The organism is Actinokineospora sp. (assembly GCF_052390155.1).
Lineage (GTDB): Bacteria > Actinomycetota > Actinomycetes > Mycobacteriales > Pseudonocardiaceae > Actinokineospora.
On sequence record NZ_JBQTHF010000018.1, the window covers coordinates 42,534 to 60,257 of the forward strand.

The window sequence follows — 17,724 nt, forward strand, 5'->3', positions numbered from 1 at the left end:
GGCATCGGCGCTGGATACCGCGGGTGTGCCGCTTTCCCGCCGGGCCTGCCTGTTCCTGCTCGCCTTCGCGCTGTGGTCGTGGGTCAGCTGGCCGATGTTCCTGCGCGACAGCTGGGCGGACGACCACTCGTGGGCCGCGGGCGGTGGTCCGACTACCTTCGTCGTCGTGCACGCGGTGCTGACGGCCGCGTCACTGGTGTTCGGCACTGTCATCGGGGTGATCGGCTGGCGCGGCCTCGCCGCGGCGCGAGGGAGGACCTGACGTGGAGTTCGTTCGGCTGCTGCTGGTGTTCCTGCACCTGCTGGGCATGGGTGTGCTGGTGGGCACGTTCCTGGTGCAGCTCAAGTCGGCCGAGGTGAGCAAGGGCTGGCTGCACGGTGCCGGGCTCCAACTCGTCACCGGCCTCGCGCTGATGTCCCTGGCGCCGCTGACCGACGCCGAGTACAACCACGTCAAGCTGGGCATCAAGCTGATGGTGCTCGTCGTGATCGGCGGACTCGCGGTGGGGTTCACCGCGAAGCGGACTAACCCGAAGTGGCTGACGCCGACGCTGGGCGGGCTCGTGGTGCTCAACGTGGGTCTCGCCGTCTTCTGGACGTGACGTTCGCCCGCGGAGTTACCGGCGAGTAATGTCAGGGCATGCCTACCGGCCGCAAGTACGACATCGTCCTGTTCGGCGCCACCGGGTTCACCGGGGAGCTGACCGCGGAGTACCTCGCCCGCACCGCCCCCGCGGCGACCAGGTGGGCGCTCGCGGGCCGCAACGAGGCGAAACTCACCGCGGTCCGGTCGAAGTTGGCCGCCATCGACCCCGCGCTGGCCGAGCTGGACCTGCTCACCGCCGATGTGACGGACCCGGCGTCGCTGCGGGCGGTCGCCGAGGCCGCGCGGGTCGTGATCACGACCGTCGGCCCGTACATCAACTTCGGCGACCCGCTGGTCGCGGCGTGCGCCGAGGCCGGGACGGACTATGTGGACCTGACCGGCGAACCGGAGTTCGTCGACCAGACCTACCTGCGCCACCACGCCAGAGCCGTCGAGACCGGCGCGCGGATCGTGCACTGCTGCGGCTTCGAGTCCATCCCGTACGACCTGGGCGCGTACTTCACCGTGCAGCAGCTCCCCGAGGGCGTGCCGATCACGATGGAGGGTTTCGTCAGCGCGTCCGGCATCTTCTCCGGCGGCACGTTCCACTCGGCGGTCACCGCGTTCTCGCGCCTGCGGTCGAGCGCGAAGGCCGCGAGCGATCGGCGTAAAGCGGAGGGCAGGCCCGTCGGGCGGAAGGTGCGCGGCGTGGCGGGCAAGCCGCGCCACGAGAGCGCGGTCGAGGCGTGGGCGCTGCCCGCCCCGACGGTCGACCCGCAGATCGTGCTGCGGTCCGCGCGGGCGCTGGATCGCTACGGCCCGGAGTTCAGCTACGGGCACTACCTGGCGATCAAGAAGCTGCCGGTGGCACTGGGACTCGCGGGCGGCGTGGCCGGGCTGGTGGCGCTCGCGCAGGTGCCGTTCGCGCGGAACTGGTTGCTGGGCCGCAAGAAGGCGGGCGATGGCCCGACGGCGGAGCGGCGCGCGAAGTCGTGGTTCCGGGTGCGCTTCATCGCCGAGGGCGGCGGAAAGCGAGTGGTCACCGAGGTTTCCGGCGGCGACCCGGGGTACGGGGAGACGGCGAAGATGCTGGGTGAGTCCGCGCTGTGTCTGGCATTCGACAAGCTGCCGAAGACCTCGGGTCAGGTCACCACCGCCATGGCGATGGGCGATGCGTTGACCGACCGGGTGATCGCGGCCGGAATCAAGTTCAGCGTGCTCGAAGGACCTAGCTGATCACGGTCGGGGCGTCGAACAGGGCGCTGACAGACTCTCCATTGTGGATTCGGCGCATCGCCTCGGACAGTGCCGGGGCGATCGAGAGGACCTTGAGTTTCGGCGTGCGTTCCTCGTGTGGGACCGGGACTGTGTTGGTGCACACGATTTCCAGGACGTCTGGCTGGTCGCCGATGCGGGTCAGTGCGCCGCCCGCGAACAAGCCGTGGGTGCACGCGACGCGGATGGTGCGGGCGCCCAGTCCGCGTAGGCGGGTCAGGAGTTCCAGAACGGTGGAGCCCTTGGCGATCTCGTCGTCCAGGATGATGATGTCTCGATCGGCCACGTCACCGATGATGGAGCTGATGCTGACCCGGTCGTCGGCGAAGCGCTGTTTGGCGCCCGCCGCCACCCGAACACCCAGCAGCCGGGCGAAGTGCGCCGCTTCCTTGGCGTTGCCGAGGTCCGGCGACACCACCGTGGTGTTGCCGAGGTCGTACTGTCGGAAGTGGCCCGCGAGTTCGCGCAGCGCGTGCAGGTGATCGACCGGAATGCCGAAGAAACCGTGTACCTGCGGGGAGTGCAGCGTCATGGCGAGCACCCGGTCGGCGCCCGCGGCCACCAGCAGATCGGCCACCAGCCTGCCGCCGATGGAGATGCGGGGCTCGTCCTTCTTGTCCGAGCGGGCATAGGAATAGTGCGGCATCACCACGGTCGTGCGCGCGGCGGACGCGCCCCGGGCGGCGTCGAGCATCAGCAGCAGTTCGACCAGGTTCTCCTGCACCGGGCGGACCAGCGGCTGGATCAGGAACACGTCGCGCTCGCGGCAGTTGGCCTGCAACTGGACTTCCAGGCAGTCGTTGGCGAAGCGCTGGATGCGCACCGGGTGCAGGGGCACGCTCAGGTGGTCGCAGATCTCGGTCGCCAGTTCCGGGTGGGCACTTCCGCTGAAGACCGCGATATCGCGCACGAATCACTCCTCGTCGATCCGACCGAACGGGCTGACGAGGGGGAATGCTACGGAGGCTCCCGCCACGACGTGGCGGGAGCCTCCGGGGCGACGCGGGTTCAGGCGGCCTGGCGGACCGTGAGATCGACCTCACCGCGACGGGCCGGGGCGGACACGTCGTGCAGGAACGTGGCCACCTCCTTGTAGGACGCCCAGAAACCGAGCTCGTGGTAGGGAATCCCCTTCTCCGCGCAGTATTCGATGGTGAGCTGCCGCGCCCTGGCAAGGCTCTTCTGCGGCATGGCGGGGAACAGGTGGTGCTCGATCTGGTAGTTGAGCCCGCCGTACATGAAGTCCATCAGCCACGACGGGTTGATGTTGCGGGAGGTGAGCACCTGGCGCTCCAACCAGTCCAGGGTCTCCTCCTCGCCGTCGCGGATTTCCATGCCCTTGTGGTTGGGCGCGAAGATCATTCCGAAGTAGACACCCATGACCGCCTGCTGGATCAGCAGGAAAGCCACCGCCAGCACCGGGTTCAGCACCAGGAACAGACACGTCAGGTAGATCGCCAACCGCACGATGATCAGACCGGCCTCCAGCACGGGCTGCTTCAGCTCGCCCCGCGTGGCGATCATCTTCACCGCGGTCTTCTGCATCTTGTACGACTCCAGCGTGAGCAGGAGGAAGAACAGCACCGACTGGTAGCGGACGATGAACCGCTGCACCGGGGTGCGGGTCGCGTAGTGCTTGATGTGGAAGATCGCCGTGCGGCGGGCGATGTCCGGGTCGAGCGAGAGGTGGTTGGGGTGGCTGTGGTGGCGGTTGTGGTGGTTGACCCACCAGCCGTAACTGAAGCCGTTGATCAGGTTGGCGTGGGTGTAGCCCACGACCGTGGCCGAGGTCCTGGCCCGGAACATCGACTTGTGGCCCGCGTCGTGGAACATGAACGACGCCTGCGCGCACCACACACCGAGCCAGACCGCGACCGGGAGCTGCCACCAGGAGTCGCCGATGACGAAGAACGCGGCGATGCCCAGGACGAACATGCCGAGGTTCAGCGCGATCCGGCGGTAATACCAGCCCGCCTGGAGGTCGAGCAGACCCTCTTTCTTCACCCGCCGGAGCAGTTCGGAGAAGGTCGCCGACTGCGCGGTCGCCTGCCCCGGCCCGGCGGGATCAGGCGCGATGGTACTGACTTGCGGGGACTGCATGCCATGATCTCCTTAGTTGCGGCGCCCGGTAACCGCGGGCGCGTGGGGAGGCAGGACCAAGGGTCAGGGACCGGACTGATTCGGCTCTGATCGTGGGCTGACTCCGGCTCGGGCGTCAGCCCGCCGCGAGGCTGTCGTGCAGCGCGGCCAGGGTGTCGTCGGCCTGCTCGGCCACGGCCGGGTCGTCCGGGGCGCCGAAGATGCCGAACAGCGCGCCGACGGTGGCCTGCATCAATTCCTCAGTGGACATTGCTGGCTCCTAATAGGACTAGAACGCGCCGCAGGCGCGGAAGATGTGGGCGAAACCGGCCAGCGAGGCCCGGTCCTGGAAGGCGATGTACTCCGGGATCACCAGGTTCGGCGCCCACTTCTGCTTGTAGGCGAGCTGCGACTGCGCCGGGTACAGGTCGGCGCCCTGGGCGAACAGCGCGTGCATCAGCCACTGGAAGCCGAGGCTGTGCCCGGGGATCTCCTGGGCGGAGTCCAGGCCGGTGAACGGGGTGAAGCCGAAGTGCAGCCACGGCACGCCCTCGCCCCGGAACACCTCGATGGCGGTGCTGTTGATGGCCTCCATCAGCCCGGGGGACTCGTGCGGGATGCGGCGGCTCAGGTCGTGCATCCAGCCGTGCCGGGTGCCGTAGACCGGGGAGTAGGAGATATAGCCGACCGGCGCGCCCTCGATCGTGCCGAGGAACAGCCTGCGGTAGGGCTGGCCCTCGCCGCCGATCTCGCCGACGAGGAACTCCAGCTTGTGCGCGTCCTCGCCCTTGGAACCCAGCCACTGCCGGTCGATGTCGGCGATCGCGTCCGCGTAGTCCGCCGCCGCCACCTCCCGCACGACCAGGCCGTTGCGGAAGGCGCGCGAGATCTTGTTTCGGAGCTGCATGAACCTGGTGCCGCGCAACGAGAACTCGGGCAGCGACACCGCCCACGACGCGCCGATCTGGTTGACCACGAAGCCGTGCCGGGCATAGACCTCGGCGTCGTGGCGCTGCAACTGCCCGGCGACGACCCGCAGGCCCTGCTCCTTGGCGTGGTCGAGGAACGCGTCGAGCAGGCGCTCGTAGTCGCCCGCCGGCGCGAACGCGCCGCCGAGCTGCACGAGGTAGCCCCCCGCGCGGCGGTAGGCGATGGCCCCCTGGGCCACCGGGCTGGTGAAGGTCTCGGTTCGGGCGTTGAGCGCGAGGAAAGCCGAGGCGTTCTCGGCTTGGGTGAACTCCCGGATGGCGTCGAGTGCCGGGATTTCGGTCCTGCTGACTGTGGTCGTCACCGTTGCACCCTTTCTGGAGAAGTCTGCGGCTGGGGGTCAGTAGAACACCGGAACAATTGCCGCCGAAACCCCGAATGGCCGAATTCAGGCTCGTTGTCAGGGTGCCATCAGGTGCATGTCAGATCGGCCCGCCATTGTTCTTTACAGCACCGATTCACCGGGGAATCGGGCAATTTCGCGTGTCCCGCGAACGTCAGGAGTGCCGATGACCGGGCCAGTGGCCGACCAGGACCCGACGCGGGTGCTGGTGATCGCCAACCCGACGGCGGGCAGCGCGACCAACGCCCTGCTCAACCGCGTGCGCGAACAGTGCGCCGCGCACGCGCCGACGACGCTGCACGTCACCATCGCCAAGGGCGAGGCCACCGAGAGCGTGCAGCGCGCACTGGCCGAGCTGCACCCGCCGACGCTGGTCGTGGTGATCGGCGGGGACGGCACGGTCCGCGAGGTCGTCGAGGGCATGGCGGGCACCCCCACCGCGACACTCATGATCATTCCCGGCGGTACCGGGAACTCCGCATACCGCATGCTCTGGGCCGAACGCCCCTGGTCGGAGTCGCTGGCCGCTGTGTTCACCGCGCCGGGGGTCGGCGCGATCCGGCGCAGGCTCGACCTCGGCAGGCTGGAGGAGACCTCCGACCTGGTCTTCCTCGGCGCCTGCTCGGGCGTGGTCGCCGAGGCCCTGGTCTACGCGAAGGCCACCACGCTGACCGGCCGCGCGCGCTACGCCAAGGCACTCGCCGACGCGGCTGCCGCCTACACCCCGTACCCCGGTCGGGTGACGGTGGACGGAAAGACGCTCCACGAGGGCGGCACCGTGCTGGCCAACGTCGGCGGCGGGCGCTACCGCGGCGGGCAGTACCTGCTGCTGCCCATGTCGGAGCTGGCGGACGGGCTGCTCGACGTGGTCGTGATCGGCGACGAGGTGCCGATCGCCAAGGTGCCCGACCTGGTCCGCAACGGCGACCACCTTGGCGAACCCGGGGTGTTCTACGGCCGGGGGAGCCGCATCGAGGTGTGGCGCACCGACGGCGAGGCGCTGGTGTTCGAGCACGACGGCGAACTGCGCCAGGACGTGGCCACGAGCATGACCCTGCAGGTCTCGCCCGGCGCCCTGCCCGTCTGGTGCGACCCGGTCGTCGTCCCCGCCACCGTCTGCTGACCACCCGCCGTGACCACTCGACTGGAGCGTCTGTCCACCTGGGCCGCCGCGCTGCGCCCCGAGGATGTGCCCGGCCGGGTCCGTGAGCTGGCCGTCAGCCAGATCCTGTCCCAGCTCGGCTCGATCCGCGCGGGCGCCGCGCACCCGCTCGGCGCCAAGCTGATCGACGCGTTCGGCGCGCCGACGCAGAACGATCCCAAGGCCGCGGCGGCCGTGCTGGCCGGGCTCGGCTCGTGGCTGAACCTCGACGACACCGCCTACGCGGGGCACCTGTCCAACTCGACCGTCGCGGTGCCGCTGGCGTTCGCCCGTGCCCGCGGGCTGGACGGCGCGAGCCTGGTCACGGCGGTCGTCGCGGCCAACGAGTGCGCCGCCCGGATCACGGCCGCGGCCACGCTGGGCCCGCTGCGCGGCCAGAGCGCTGTGCACACCCACCTCGCAGGCGCGGTCGCGGGCAGGCTCAAGTGCGAAGGCGCCCCGGCCGAGCTGTGGACAAACGCTTTCGCGCTGGCCTTCGCCATGCCGAACTGGCCGCTCATGCGGGCCTTCCTGGCCAGCGACGCGCGGCTGCTGTGCACGGTGACGCCGGTGCGGACGGCCTTCGACGCGTGCGACGCCGCGTACGCCGGACTGTCGGGTGCGGCCGACCTCATGGAGCACCCCGACGGCTTCCTCGCCCGGTTCGCCACCGTCCCGCTGCCCGATCTGGTCGACCACCGGCTCGGCGACCGGTGGCACACCGAGACGCTGTCGTTCAAGCTGCACCCCGGCGGACCCGGCATCGACGCGGCCGTCGACTGCGCCGCCGAGCTGGGCCCGCTGCGGTCGGACGAGATCGAGGACGTGCTGGTCGAGGCGTCGGCGTACACCCTGATGGCGGACAAGACAGCCCGCCGCTACATCGACGGCGCCGACTCGCCGCTGGGCGCGCTCGTGCTCACCGTGGCTTACCCCGTGGCGACCGCACTGCTCACCGGCCACCTGACGGCCGCCGACCTCGACCCGCCCGCGTCGGCCGATCCGACGCGCTGGGCGGTCGCGGACCGGGTGCGGCTCGAACACGACCCGGCGATGACCCGGGAGCTGTTCGCCGCCGAGGCACCGTTCGGCGAGGCGCTCCGGCACGCGGGCGCGGCAGCCCAGCCGTGGCTGCACGGGTTCGGCGGGGCCGAGCTGGCCGCCGCCGCGGCCGCCGCCGGCCCGGGTGCGGGCGGTGACTTCGCCCACGCGACCAAGGCCACCCCCGCCCGGGTCACCGTCCGGTTGACCGACGGGCGCACCCTCATCGGCGAGCGGTCGATCCCCGTGGGCGCCGCGGGCGCCGACACCCGCGCCCGGCACCCGGAGCTGATGCGGGCGAAGTTCGTCGCCCTCGGCGGCTCGGCCGAGGTCGCCGAGGCCGCGGTGAAACTCGATTCCATGACCGCGGTCGAGCTGGCCGAATGGGTCGTCGCGGCGCTTTCCTGAGGCTGGCGAATCAAGCGTGCGTCAGGGCTCGGTCAGATGATTCTGCGAGAGTCGAATCCGTACCGCGCGGGCCAGAATGCGCGTCGGCGAATTGTGACGTACCCGCCACCGGGAAGGGCATGATCATGCTTGTAGAGGGAAATCCGAGGGAAAAGCCGCTGCGCAGCTACGACCTGTTCATCGGCGGCAAGGACGTCCCCGGAGACGGCTGGGTCTACACCACCAGTGCCAGCTCCCTGCTGGAGGACGTGTTCACCAGCATCAGCCTCAAGCGGGCCCTGGAGAAGGACCCGGACGACGAGGCCTCGCAGCACCGGTACGTGGTCGGCCGCTGCGGCGTCGCGACCAACGAGCACATCGATGAGGCCCTGCAGGCCGCCGCCGACGCCGTCCGGGAATGGGCGGCCGTGCCGCTGACGCGCCGGATGCGCCTCGGCGAACTGTTCCGCCAGCAGCTCATAACCCACCAGGAGGAGTTCCTGGAGCTGCTCGTCGCCGAGTCGCACCCGGTCACGCTGGCCCGCTGGGAGCTGAGCTGCCTGCACCAGGTGTACGGCCCGGAGAGCCTGGACTGGTACGCGCAGCGCATGCACACCGAGTTCCAGCACGGCGGCAACCGCAGGCTGATCGTGCGCAGACAGCCCGACGGCGTCGTGTGCTTCAACCCGCCGCAGAACGCCGCGGGCCCGTCCGCCGCGCTCGCCGTGCTGCCGCTGATGGCGGGCAACGCCGTCGTCGTGCGCGCGCCGCGCAGCATCCCGCTGAGCACCATGTACCTGTGCCGCGAGCTGGTCGCGCCGGTGCTGGAAGAACTCGGCGCCCCGCCCGGCGTGCTGAACGTGATCTGCAGCAACCCCAAGCAGACCATGGACCGCTGGGTCGAGAGCCCGCTGGTGAACGACATTTTCTTCATCGGCGGCTCCGAGGAGGGCTTCAAACTCCAGGAACGCTGCATCGCCAACGGGAAGAAGCCGATCCTGGAGTTGGCGGGCAACGACTCCATCGTCATCTGGAAGGACGCCGACCTCGACGCGGCCACCGAGGCGATCCTGGAGTGCTTCTACGGCTCCGGCCAGATTTGCATGGTCCCCAACTGCGTCGTGGTGCACCCGGAGATCGCCGACCAGCTCATCGCCAAGATCAAAGAGCAGATCGTCGACGTCCGCCCGGGCTACCCGCACGAGGAGGGCGTGCTGCTGACCCCGGTGCGCCGCGCGGAGAAGTTCTTCGCCCTGCAGCGCCAGGCCATCGACAACGGCGCCACGCTGGTCACCGGCGGCGGCCGGATGGAGATCGACGGCACACCGTCGGAGACCGGCGTCTTCCTGCAGCCGACCGTGCTGCGCGTCGACGGCCTGAACACCGCGCGTGAGCTGGAGATGGTCAAGCACGAGACGTTCTTCCCGCTGCTGCCGGTGATCGTGCCCGCCGTCGCCGGGGACACCGAGCTGCTCGACGCGTTCATCGATTACGTCAACACCAACGACTACGGCCTGCGCAACTCGCTGTGGGCCGGATCGGACGAGGTCATCGACCAGTTCGTGCTGCGGATCGTCAACGGCGGTCTGCTCAAGGTCAACGACTCGCACATCGGCTTCCTGCCGTACCTGCCCAGCCACGGCGGCACCGGTCTGACCGGCGGCGTCTTCGGCGAGGCCAACTACCCGATGCTCAAGACCTCGCACGTGCAGGGCGTGAGCGTCGCCACCGGAATCCGCCCGCGCCAGGCCGTCTTCGGTGCCTGAAACGCCACCTAGCTGGAGGTAGTACCGTGCGTTCCCTCGAATCCGCCCGCGAGGTCTGCGAGCAATTCCACCCCGGACTGGTCAAGGCGCTGAGCGAGCTGACGTTCGCCGAGCGCGAGGCCCCCGGCAGCCCTGTCATCGACCAGTTCCGCACCCACGGCGGCGTCGGCCTGCTCGTGCCGACCGAGCACGGCGGCCACGGCGCCGACCTGGTGCAGGCCGTGCAGGTGATGCGCGCGATCGGCTCGCTGTCGCCGTCGCTGGCCGCCGCCGCGACCATGCACCACTTCACCGCGGCCACGCTGTACGCGTTGGCGCCCACCGAGGGCAGGCTCACGGCCGCGCAGATCGACCTGCTCAAGAGCGTCGTGCCCGAGCGCAAGATCATGGCTTCGGGCTGGGCCGAGGGCCGCACCGAGCAGAACATCCTGATGCCCGCGGTCGCCGCGGTTGCCGTCGATGGCGGCTACCGGCTCAGCGGCACCAAGAAGCCGTGCAGCCTGTCGAAGTCGATGGACCTGCTCACCGCGAGCATCGCGGTGCCCGGCGCGTCCGGCGAGCCGGAACTGGCGATGGCGCTCATCCCCGCCGACACCCCCGGCATCTCGGTGCACCCGTTCTGGGGCAACGACGTGCTGGCCGCCGCAGAGAGCGACGAGATCCGGCTCGACGACGTCTTCGTCCCCGAGGACCTGGTGCTGCGCACCACCGAGGAGGACCCGGAGCGGATGGAGGCCCTGCAGCTCGCGGGCTTCGTCTGGTTCGAGCTGCTGATCTCCTCGGGCTACGCGGGTGCCGCCGCCGCGCTGGTGGAGAAGGTGTTGCAGCGCAACCGGGGCAGCGCCACCGACCAGGTGCAGTTGACCATCAAGGTCGAGTCGGCCTTCGCGGTGCTCGAAGGCGCCGCGCGCGCCGTGCTCGACGGGGTCGACGGCGAGGAGGCGGTCGCGCAGGCGCTGGTCGCCAGGTTCGCCGCGCAGCAGGCCATCGCCGAGTCCACCAACACCGCGCTTGAACTGTTGGGGGGCTTGGACTTCATCACTTCCTCCGACAGCGCCCGGCTCGCCTCCGGGGTGCGTCCGCTGGCCTTCCATCCGCCCTCGCGCAACAGCGTCGCCGAGGCGCTGGTCGCCTACTACAACGGCGAAGACCTCGTCCTGTCCTGAGTGGACCCGAGATCGACTAGGAAGGGAGCAGTCCGGTGACCGCTTTGGCCGACGCGCCGGTCAACACCGACGAACGAATCCTCGACCTCTATCGGGCGCACCTGAGCCGGGGCCGGGTGACGCTCGCGGAGTTGCTGGGCAGCCACGTCGAGCACCTCTCCGACGGTGCCTGGATCACCACCAGCGACGGCGAGCGGTTCCTCAACTGCGGCGGCTACGGGGTGTTCATCCTCGGCGCCCGGCACCCGATCGTCATGTCCGAAGTGGAGCGTCAGCTCCGCACCAACCCGATGGGCACCCGCATCCTGCTGGAGCCGACCGCGGCGGAGGCCGCCGAGGCGCTGTGCGCGGTCGTGCCCAAGGGGCTGGACCGGGTGCACTTCTCGCTCTCCGGCGCCGAGGCGGTGGAGACCGCGCTGAAACTGGCCCGCGCCAACGGGTTCAAGCGCACGGTGTCGATGGTGAACGGCTACCACGGCAAGTCGCTCGGCGCGCTGTCGGCGACCGCCAAGGATGTCTACCAGAACCCGTTCCGCCCGCTGATCCCCGACTTCGTACACCTGCCCTACGGCGACCTCGACGCGCTTTCCGCCGAGCTGTCGGCACATCCCGGTCAGGTCGCGGTGATCCTGGAGCCCGTGCAGGGCGAGGCGGGCGTCATCATCCCGCCCGCAGGCTACCTGCGCGGGGTCGAGGCGCTGGTCCGCGAGCACGGCGGCTTCCTGATCCTCGACGAGGTGCAGACCGGCATGGGTCGGCTCGGCGAGTGGTGGGGTGCCGACCTGGACGGCATCACCCCGGACGTCCTGTTGGCGGGCAAGGCTTTGGGCGGCGGCGTCATGCCGGTGTCCGCGGCCATCGCCTCGCGCAAGGCGTACAAGCCTTTCGACAAGGATCCCTTCCTGCACACCGGGACCTTCGCCGCGATGCCCGTGCTGATGGCCGCCGTACGCGGCTCGATCCGGGCGCTGCAAGAGGAGCGACTGGTCACCCGGGCGATGGAGCTGGGCACCGAGCTGCTGCCGAAGATCACCGAAATCGTCCAGCGCAACATCGGCCACCTCGTCAAGGAGGTGCGCGGCCAGGGCCTGCTCATCGGCATCGAGCTGATCGAGCCGGGCCTGGCAGGCGAGCTGCTCACCGAGCTGTTCAACGCCGGTGTGGTCGCCAACCACTCGATGACCGGAAGTGCGGTCGTCCGCTTCACCCCGCCGGCGATCCTCACCCCAGCCGACGTGGACTTCCTGTTGAACGCGATCGACCAGGCCACCCGCGACCTCATCACGGGCTCGGCCTCGATGCCGGAAGGCGGTAGGTGACCAGTGCGACACGTTGAACTGGATGCGACGGTCCGGGGGCAGCTCGCCCCCGAGGTGTTCGCCGAGTTGGTGCGGTTCGACCGCTACCCCGACCTGGCGCCGCACGTGCGGGCCACGACCGTGCACGCGACGCTGCCCGCGACCGCTGGCAGTTCGAGCTGGGAGCTGCACTTCCGCAGCGGCCTGCTGCGCTGGACCGAGGCCGAGGAGTTCGACCTCGACACGCTGCAGGTGGTCTTCACCCAGGACGACGGCGACTTCGACGTCTTCGAGGGCAAGTGGACCTTCAGCCAGGACGGCGACGACGTCACCGTCCACTTCGAAGCTGACTTCGACTTCGGCATTCCCTCGATGGAGGGCATTCTCGACCCGATCGCCGAGCGGGTCATCCGGGAGACGGTGGCCTGGGCCATCGACGGCTCCTTCGCGGAGGTGTCCTTCGCGGGCGACCTCCAGCTCCAGCCTGCCGCCGCGGCCACGCCGGGCCAGTAGAAACCAGGAGTCCACAATGGACCAGCTCAACCCCTACGAGACGCCCAAGACCTTCGCGCTGCACCGCGCGGAGTACCTGTTCGGCGTCGCCGTCGTCACCGGCCTGATGATCGCCAACTTCAGCGAGCTCCGCTGGTGGGTCGTCATCGCGCTGTTCTTCTACATCGACGTGATCGGCTACCTGCCCGGCGCCATCGCCTACAAGAAGGCGGCGGGCGCGCCGATCTCCAAGGTCTACTACGCGCTCTACAACTTCATGCACAGCTTCATCACCCAGGGCACCGTGATCCTGCTGTGGTGCCTGATCTCCGGGCCGGAGTGGGCGCTGCTGATCATCCCGTTCCACCTCTTCGGCGACCGCGGCCTGTTCGGCAACTTCATGAAGCCGTTCGGCCTGCCGTTCGAGCCGGAGGCGCAGCCCGCCTACCAGAAGATGCTCGACGACCTCGGTATCGACCAGAAGGCCCCGGCGGGCGGGCACGCCCCCACGGAGTCCACTTCGGACAAGACGCCCGCTCTGCAGACCACCGGGTGAGAAAGGAAACCGAGTCGCGATGACGCAGTCCATCGCTCCCGAGGCCGACTTCGACGCCGCGCCGACCCTGCTCGACGGCGCGAAGAACCTCATCCTCACCGCGGAGCACTGCAACCTCTCCTACTGGTTCACCGACGTCGCCCAGGGCACTCTGGCGGGGCGCGGGGCCACGGGGCACGCCCCCGACGCGGAGATCCCGGACTTCATGCGGGAGATCGGCAACCCGCTGCGCGAGGCTTTGGTGCTGGAGTTCGGTTTCCGCGCGCTGTCGGAGGAACTGGCCACCCGGGTGCTGTCGCACTACGTCGCCAATGCCCCCGGCATCCCGGAGATGGAGTTCTTCGCCACCCAGTTGGTCGACGAGGCCCGGCACGCCCGGGTGTTCCGCGAGCACCTGGTGGAACTCGGTGTCCCCCGCGGCAGGCTCTTCGACGAGATCGAGGAGATGACCGTGGACTACCGGCGCCGCGTGCTCGGCCCGGTGGAAGAGTTCACTTTGGACATCGTCCGGGACCGCAAGGACTTCTACGGCGGGGTGGCGGTGTTCACCATCGTCATCGAGGGTGTGCTCGCGCCCGCTGCCGAGTTGAGCGAACGCAAGTGGGGCGTGCTGAACCCGGCGGCGGGCGAGATCTCCCGGGGCACGTCGATCGACGAGATCCGCCATCTCGTGGTGGGCAGCACGATTCTGCGCGATCACCTGCTCCGCGCGCCGGACTACCGGCCGCGGCTGCTGGAGATCCTGGAGGCGGGCAGGCAACTCTGGAACGAGGTGCCCGACCGCGAGTACGTCATCCACCGCGAGGAACTGTTCCAGAAAGGCATGGCCGACCACACCGACCTGCTCGCCGACTACGAGCTGTGGCCCGGCGTGCGGATGCTCGACACCACCCCGGACGAGCGCTACGACGCGGCGGAGCGGTGGACCGACGAGATGGCCGAGTCGCGGATGACCTTCATGGGTCTGCCGACCGACTGGCTGTCCGGCCCCGCAGGCGAGTGACCTGCCTGCCCGAGACGAGTCCGGCGCGAGCCGCTCGAAGATCCCGCGAAGTGTCATCAGATGAAGGAGAACGCTGTGTTTGAGACGCTGAAGAACATCCTCGTCGACAAGCTCAAGGTCTCGCCGGAGCAGGTGGTCCCGGAGGCGTCCAAAGAGGACGTCGAGCTGGACTCCCTCGCCGTGGTCGAGCTGTCCCTCGTGCTGGAGAAGGAACTGGGCATCAAGATCAGCGACGACGAGCTGATCGAGGTCGAGACCGTGGGCGAGATCGTCGCCCTGATGGAAGAGCGGAGCGTGAAGGTCTGATGGCAGGCCCCGACGACGTCGCGGTGACCGGGCTCGGCCTGGTCACCCCCGGCGGGATCGGGGTCGAGCCGAGCTGGGCGGCCGTTCAGGCGGGCCGTTCGGCCGCGGCCCACGACCCCAACCTGGCGGGCAACCCGGTGACTATCTCCTGCCGGGTGCCGGGCTTCGATCCCGAGGCACTACTCGGTGGGCGCCGGGCGCATCGACTGGACCGGTTCGTCCAACTCGCGTTGGTCGCGGCGAAGGAGGCCATGACCGAAGCGGGCCTCGACACCGAGACCTGGGACGGCGCGCGGGTCGGTGTGGTCATCGGCAGCGCCGGTGGCGGCGCCGAGACGTTCGAGGCGCAGCACCGGGTGCTGCTGCAGGAGAACCCGGCCTGGGTTTCCCCGCTGCTGCTGCCGATGCACCTGTCCAACATGGCGGCGGGCCAGGTCGCCATGGAGTTCGGCGCCCGCGGCCCCAACATGGTCGTGGCCACCGCCTGCGCCTCCGGTGCCACGGCGATCGGTATCGCCCGCGACCTGCTGGCCCGCGACCGGTGCGACATCGTGCTGGCCGGGGGCACCGAGGCGCTGCTGAACCCGGTCACCATGGCCGGTTTCGCCCGGATGGGCGCACTGTCCAAACGGGACGATCCGGGGACGGCCTCGCGGCCGTTCGACACCGACCGGGACGGTTTCGTCGGCGCCGAGGGTGCCGCGATGCTCGTCCTGGAACGGCTGGCGGACGCAAAGGCGTCCGGCAGGCGGATTCGCGGCCGGGTGCTGGGCTACGGCGCCACCGCGGACGCGCACCACATCACCTCCCCTGACCCTGACGGCCGGGGGGTACGGGCCGCCATCGAGGCGGCCCTGCAGGAGGCCGGTGCCACGGCGGCGGACGTGCGGCATGTCAACGCGCACGGCACTTCGACGCCGCTCAACGACCTGGTCGAGGCGCAGGTGCTCGCCAGGGTGCTGCCACACCGCCCGCTGGTCACCTCCACCAAGGGGGTGACCGGGCACATGATGGGCGCGGCGGGTGCCGCGGAAGCGGTGTTCTCCATGCTGGCAATGGAACGGGGCATGGTCCCGCCGACGGCGAACACGACCATGCTCGACCCGCGGATCGACATCGATGTGGTCCTGGCGGCCACACCGGTCACGCCGGGTCTGGTGTTGAGCAACTCGTTCGGGTTCGGCGGCCAGAACGCGGTGCTGGCCATCGCGGGCGCGTAGGCGGATAGGTGGAACTCGCGGTGATTCCCGCGCGTTCCACCTATCCGACCGAGTTGTGTCTTGCGGTCGCGAGGATCTCGCCGAGTCGAGTGGCCAGGCGCGAGTTGTCGATGGGTGACAAAGTGGTCCAGTCCGCACCGTCCGCGCCCCGTTTCACGCTGAGCGCGTATCGGCCCTGGTCGTTGTCCAGCCAGATCACGCCGGGCAGCCGTTGCAGCTTCCCGCGTGTGTCGCGAAGCGTGACACCGAGCAGGCCCGCTCGGTGTACGGGGCGTTCCATGACGGCCGCGATCTGTGCCAGTTCGACGCGATCTGGCGCCCGATTGGTCATGGGGCGCAGGAAACTCCCGTGCTCGGCCCGGCTGTGGCGCTCGACGGTTGGTGTGGCCGCGGGCAGTGTCATCGAACGCCCTGGTCCTGGTCTGCTTTCGGGCAGCAGGTCTACCACGGATTCGATGATGGCGGTGTCGCGGACCTCGGTGAGGTGGATGGCGTGCCGGCGCTGCACGGCGAGCACGGCTTGCTTTCCACGTGCGGCGACGAGGGCCTTCGTTCGACTCGGACCCGTTGTCTCGTGCATGACGACGAGGGTGATGGCCGTTTCCCGTGTCGCGAGCAGCCGCAGCGAGTCGTCGAGTTCAGGTATCGGCCTGCCGGAGCGGATCAGTCTTCGCCGGTTGAGTTCGTTGTATACCGCGACTTTGATGCGGGCACGTTCGTCCAGGGTGTCGCCATGACAGGCGATTTCGAGCGGGAACGGCAGTGCGCCGAGACCGAGGTCGTCCCACAGCACGTCGAATCCGGCGGGTGGGAGTTCGGCTATCGGCCGCATGCCGGGGATCAGCCGCCGATCACCGGCGGCGCGGTGATCTCGTCGGTGCCGAACAGCGAATGGGGGTCGGCCTCCTGGAGATAGGCAGGCCGCTCGTGCTCGTGGTCCTCACCACCTTGGCCACGGCCGGTGCCCGCGCCCATCCCGCCCATGCCGCGCGCGGTACCGGCCCCGCCTACGCCAGTACCCCGTGCAGTGGCCTCGGCAGCAAGCGCGCCCGCGCCTGCTCGTGGCCCGCCGGGAACACCTGTCTGGCCACCTCCCGCGCCCGCGCCGATTCCGCCGCCGCCGGACCCGCCGCCAGGACCGAACCCGCCCCGCCCGCCGGTCGAGCCGCCGCCAGACCTCGTCCCGCCACGTACTTCAGCACGGCCGCCTGGACCGAATCCCGCGCCTGGACCGAATCCACCGCCTGGACCGAACCCGCCGCCTGGCGCGTACCCGCCGCCCGATCCGGGGCCACCCGCCCTGCCGGTACCTGGTCCGCCAAGTCCGCCGCCGGTCGGCGGCACGTAGCCGCCTGGGGTCGTACCGGAGCCGGGAGCGCCGGGGCCGGCAGGCACGTTGGTGCCGACCTGGCCTGCCCCACCGCCCTGCCCGCCACCAATGCCGACCGGCACCGGGTTCTGCCCGCGACCATCGATGCCAGGGTCGGGATCATCGCCAGCAGGGTCAGTGCCTGCGTCGAGGGTCGGCGGCGGGGTGAACGCTGGTACCGAGGCCGCCGCGAAGGTCATCGTGGTGTCCCGTCGCGCGACCACCTCGACCGCTTCGGCGTGTGCGGCCTGATGTTGGTCGTACTGCTGAGGGATCTCCCAGGCGAGCGCGGCGATCTTGAACGGGTTTGACCCGGCGTCGGCGAACATCTGGCCAGGGTTGTAGGGCACCGGGTCTGGCATGGCGCTCTTGGCCTGTTCGGCCGCCTCGGCCTGCCCGGTGATCGCTTCGCTCGCCCCGGTGAAGTTGTCCCCGGATTGCATGGTCCACTCGGCCACCTGCCCAAGCCGGTAACGCATGGCATCACCAGCTTGCCCGGTCCATCCGGCCTCCGACCCGAACACCGCCTGCTGCAACAACACGCCTGCCTCGGTGAGTTGGGCTCCCATCTTTCGCCACTCGTCGGCGACCCCCTGCACCGCGCCCGCGTCGGCCGGATCGGTCATTGCCTTGAGCGCCTCGTGACTCTGCCCCTGGTAGTGCACGTTCGGCTGCGGCACCTGCCGCCCACCCGGCCCGGTCATCTCGC

19 protein-coding genes are annotated in these 17,724 nt (G+C 69.7%); 13 read left to right on the top strand and 6 right to left on the bottom strand.

Features of this window, described 5'->3' with window-relative positions; all coding sequences use genetic code 11:
* Positions 1-25 precede the first annotated feature (25 nt).
* From ACT4N7_RS06900 to ACT4N7_RS06910, 3 genes are read left to right on the top strand one after another with little or no spacing between them, the layout of a single operon-like run.
* Positions 26-262 (top strand): SCO4848 family membrane protein, encoded by a 237-nt coding sequence (locus ACT4N7_RS06900; RefSeq protein WP_444827751.1) that lies wholly within the window; start codon positions 26-28, stop codon positions 260-262.
* A 1-nt stretch (position 263) separates the two neighbouring features.
* Positions 264-602, top strand: a complete 339-nt coding sequence (locus tag ACT4N7_RS06905; protein WP_444827752.1) for a hypothetical protein — start codon at positions 264-266, stop codon at positions 600-602.
* Positions 603-640: 38 nt separating this feature from the next.
* The gene (locus ACT4N7_RS06910; protein ID WP_444827753.1) at positions 641-1,822 is read left to right on the top strand and encodes a saccharopine dehydrogenase family protein; all 1,182 of its coding nucleotides are present in this window, start codon (positions 641-643) and stop codon (positions 1,820-1,822) included.
* Here the strand turns inward: ACT4N7_RS06910 and ACT4N7_RS06915 are convergent.
* The 4 genes from ACT4N7_RS06915 to ACT4N7_RS06930 form a co-directional block, all read right to left on the bottom strand.
* Entirely contained in the window at positions 1,815-2,771 is a 957-nt protein-coding gene (locus tag ACT4N7_RS06915; protein ID WP_444827754.1) for a ribose-phosphate diphosphokinase, read from the bottom strand. The two genes, ACT4N7_RS06910 and ACT4N7_RS06915, sit on opposite strands and share 8 nt — an antisense overlap.
* Before the next feature lie 98 nt (positions 2,772-2,869).
* Positions 2,870-3,961, bottom strand: a complete 1,092-nt coding sequence (locus ACT4N7_RS06920; protein ID WP_444827755.1) for a fatty acid desaturase family protein — start codon at positions 3,959-3,961, stop codon at positions 2,870-2,872.
* 115 nt (positions 3,962-4,076) lie between these two features.
* Positions 4,077-4,211 carry a hypothetical protein gene (locus ACT4N7_RS06925; RefSeq protein WP_444827756.1) on the bottom strand — a complete coding sequence of 45 codons (135 nt, stop codon included), beginning with the start codon at positions 4,209-4,211 and terminating at the stop codon, positions 4,077-4,079.
* 18 nt (positions 4,212-4,229) lie between these two features.
* Complete coding sequence (locus tag ACT4N7_RS06930; RefSeq protein ID WP_444827757.1) at positions 4,230-5,231, bottom strand: phosphatidylglycerol lysyltransferase domain-containing protein; 1,002 nt, start codon at positions 5,229-5,231, stop codon at positions 4,230-4,232.
* A gap of 205 nt (positions 5,232-5,436) precedes the next feature.
* Between ACT4N7_RS06930 and ACT4N7_RS06935 the strand changes: the two genes are divergently transcribed.
* The 10 genes from ACT4N7_RS06935 (at position 5,437) to ACT4N7_RS06980 (ending at position 15,646) form a co-directional block, all read left to right on the top strand.
* A complete protein-coding gene (locus ACT4N7_RS06935; protein ID WP_444827758.1) occupies positions 5,437-6,393 on the top strand; it encodes a diacylglycerol/lipid kinase family protein in 957 nt (318 codons plus the stop codon).
* A gap of 9 nt (positions 6,394-6,402) precedes the next feature.
* On the top strand, positions 6,403-7,860 hold the full coding sequence (locus ACT4N7_RS06940; protein WP_444827759.1) for an MmgE/PrpD family protein: 1,458 nt from the start codon (positions 6,403-6,405) through the stop codon (positions 7,858-7,860).
* Between the two features lie 119 nt (positions 7,861-7,979).
* Positions 7,980-9,605 carry an aldehyde dehydrogenase family protein gene (locus ACT4N7_RS06945; protein ID WP_444827760.1) on the top strand — a complete coding sequence of 542 codons (1,626 nt, stop codon included), beginning with the start codon at positions 7,980-7,982 and terminating at the stop codon, positions 9,603-9,605.
* A gap of 26 nt (positions 9,606-9,631) precedes the next feature.
* Positions 9,632-10,771 carry an acyl-CoA dehydrogenase family protein gene (locus tag ACT4N7_RS06950; protein WP_444827761.1) on the top strand — a complete coding sequence of 380 codons (1,140 nt, stop codon included), beginning with the start codon at positions 9,632-9,634 and terminating at the stop codon, positions 10,769-10,771.
* 35 nt (positions 10,772-10,806) lie between these two features.
* Positions 10,807-12,090, top strand: coding sequence for an aspartate aminotransferase family protein (locus tag ACT4N7_RS06955; protein ID WP_444827762.1), 1,284 nt, complete (start codon positions 10,807-10,809; stop codon positions 12,088-12,090).
* 3 nt (positions 12,091-12,093) lie between these two features.
* The gene (locus ACT4N7_RS06960; protein ID WP_444827763.1) at positions 12,094-12,582 is read left to right on the top strand and encodes a type II toxin-antitoxin system RatA family toxin; all 489 of its coding nucleotides are present in this window, start codon (positions 12,094-12,096) and stop codon (positions 12,580-12,582) included.
* A gap of 16 nt (positions 12,583-12,598) precedes the next feature.
* Complete coding sequence (locus ACT4N7_RS06965) at positions 12,599-13,117, top strand: hypothetical protein (protein ID WP_444827764.1); 519 nt, start codon at positions 12,599-12,601, stop codon at positions 13,115-13,117.
* Positions 13,118-13,136: 19 nt separating this feature from the next.
* The gene (locus ACT4N7_RS06970) at positions 13,137-14,120 is read left to right on the top strand and encodes a VlmB-like protein (protein WP_444827765.1); all 984 of its coding nucleotides are present in this window, start codon (positions 13,137-13,139) and stop codon (positions 14,118-14,120) included.
* A gap of 75 nt (positions 14,121-14,195) precedes the next feature.
* A complete protein-coding gene (locus ACT4N7_RS06975) occupies positions 14,196-14,426 on the top strand; it encodes an acyl carrier protein (RefSeq protein WP_444827766.1) in 231 nt (76 codons plus the stop codon).
* Entirely contained in the window at positions 14,426-15,646 is a 1,221-nt protein-coding gene (locus ACT4N7_RS06980; RefSeq protein WP_444827767.1) for a beta-ketoacyl-[acyl-carrier-protein] synthase family protein, read from the top strand. Before ACT4N7_RS06975 ends, ACT4N7_RS06980 begins: the two co-directional genes overlap by 1 nt.
* 40 nt (positions 15,647-15,686) lie before the next feature.
* Here the strand turns inward: ACT4N7_RS06980 and ACT4N7_RS06985 are convergent, their stop codons facing one another.
* Positions 15,687-16,478, bottom strand: a complete 792-nt coding sequence (locus tag ACT4N7_RS06985; RefSeq protein WP_444827768.1) for an ESX secretion-associated protein EspG — start codon at positions 16,476-16,478, stop codon at positions 15,687-15,689.
* 8 nt (positions 16,479-16,486) lie between these two features.
* Positions 16,487-17,719 carry a hypothetical protein gene (locus tag ACT4N7_RS06990; protein WP_444827769.1) on the bottom strand — a complete coding sequence of 411 codons (1,233 nt, stop codon included), beginning with the start codon at positions 17,717-17,719 and terminating at the stop codon, positions 16,487-16,489.
* Positions 17,720-17,724 lie beyond the last annotated feature (5 nt).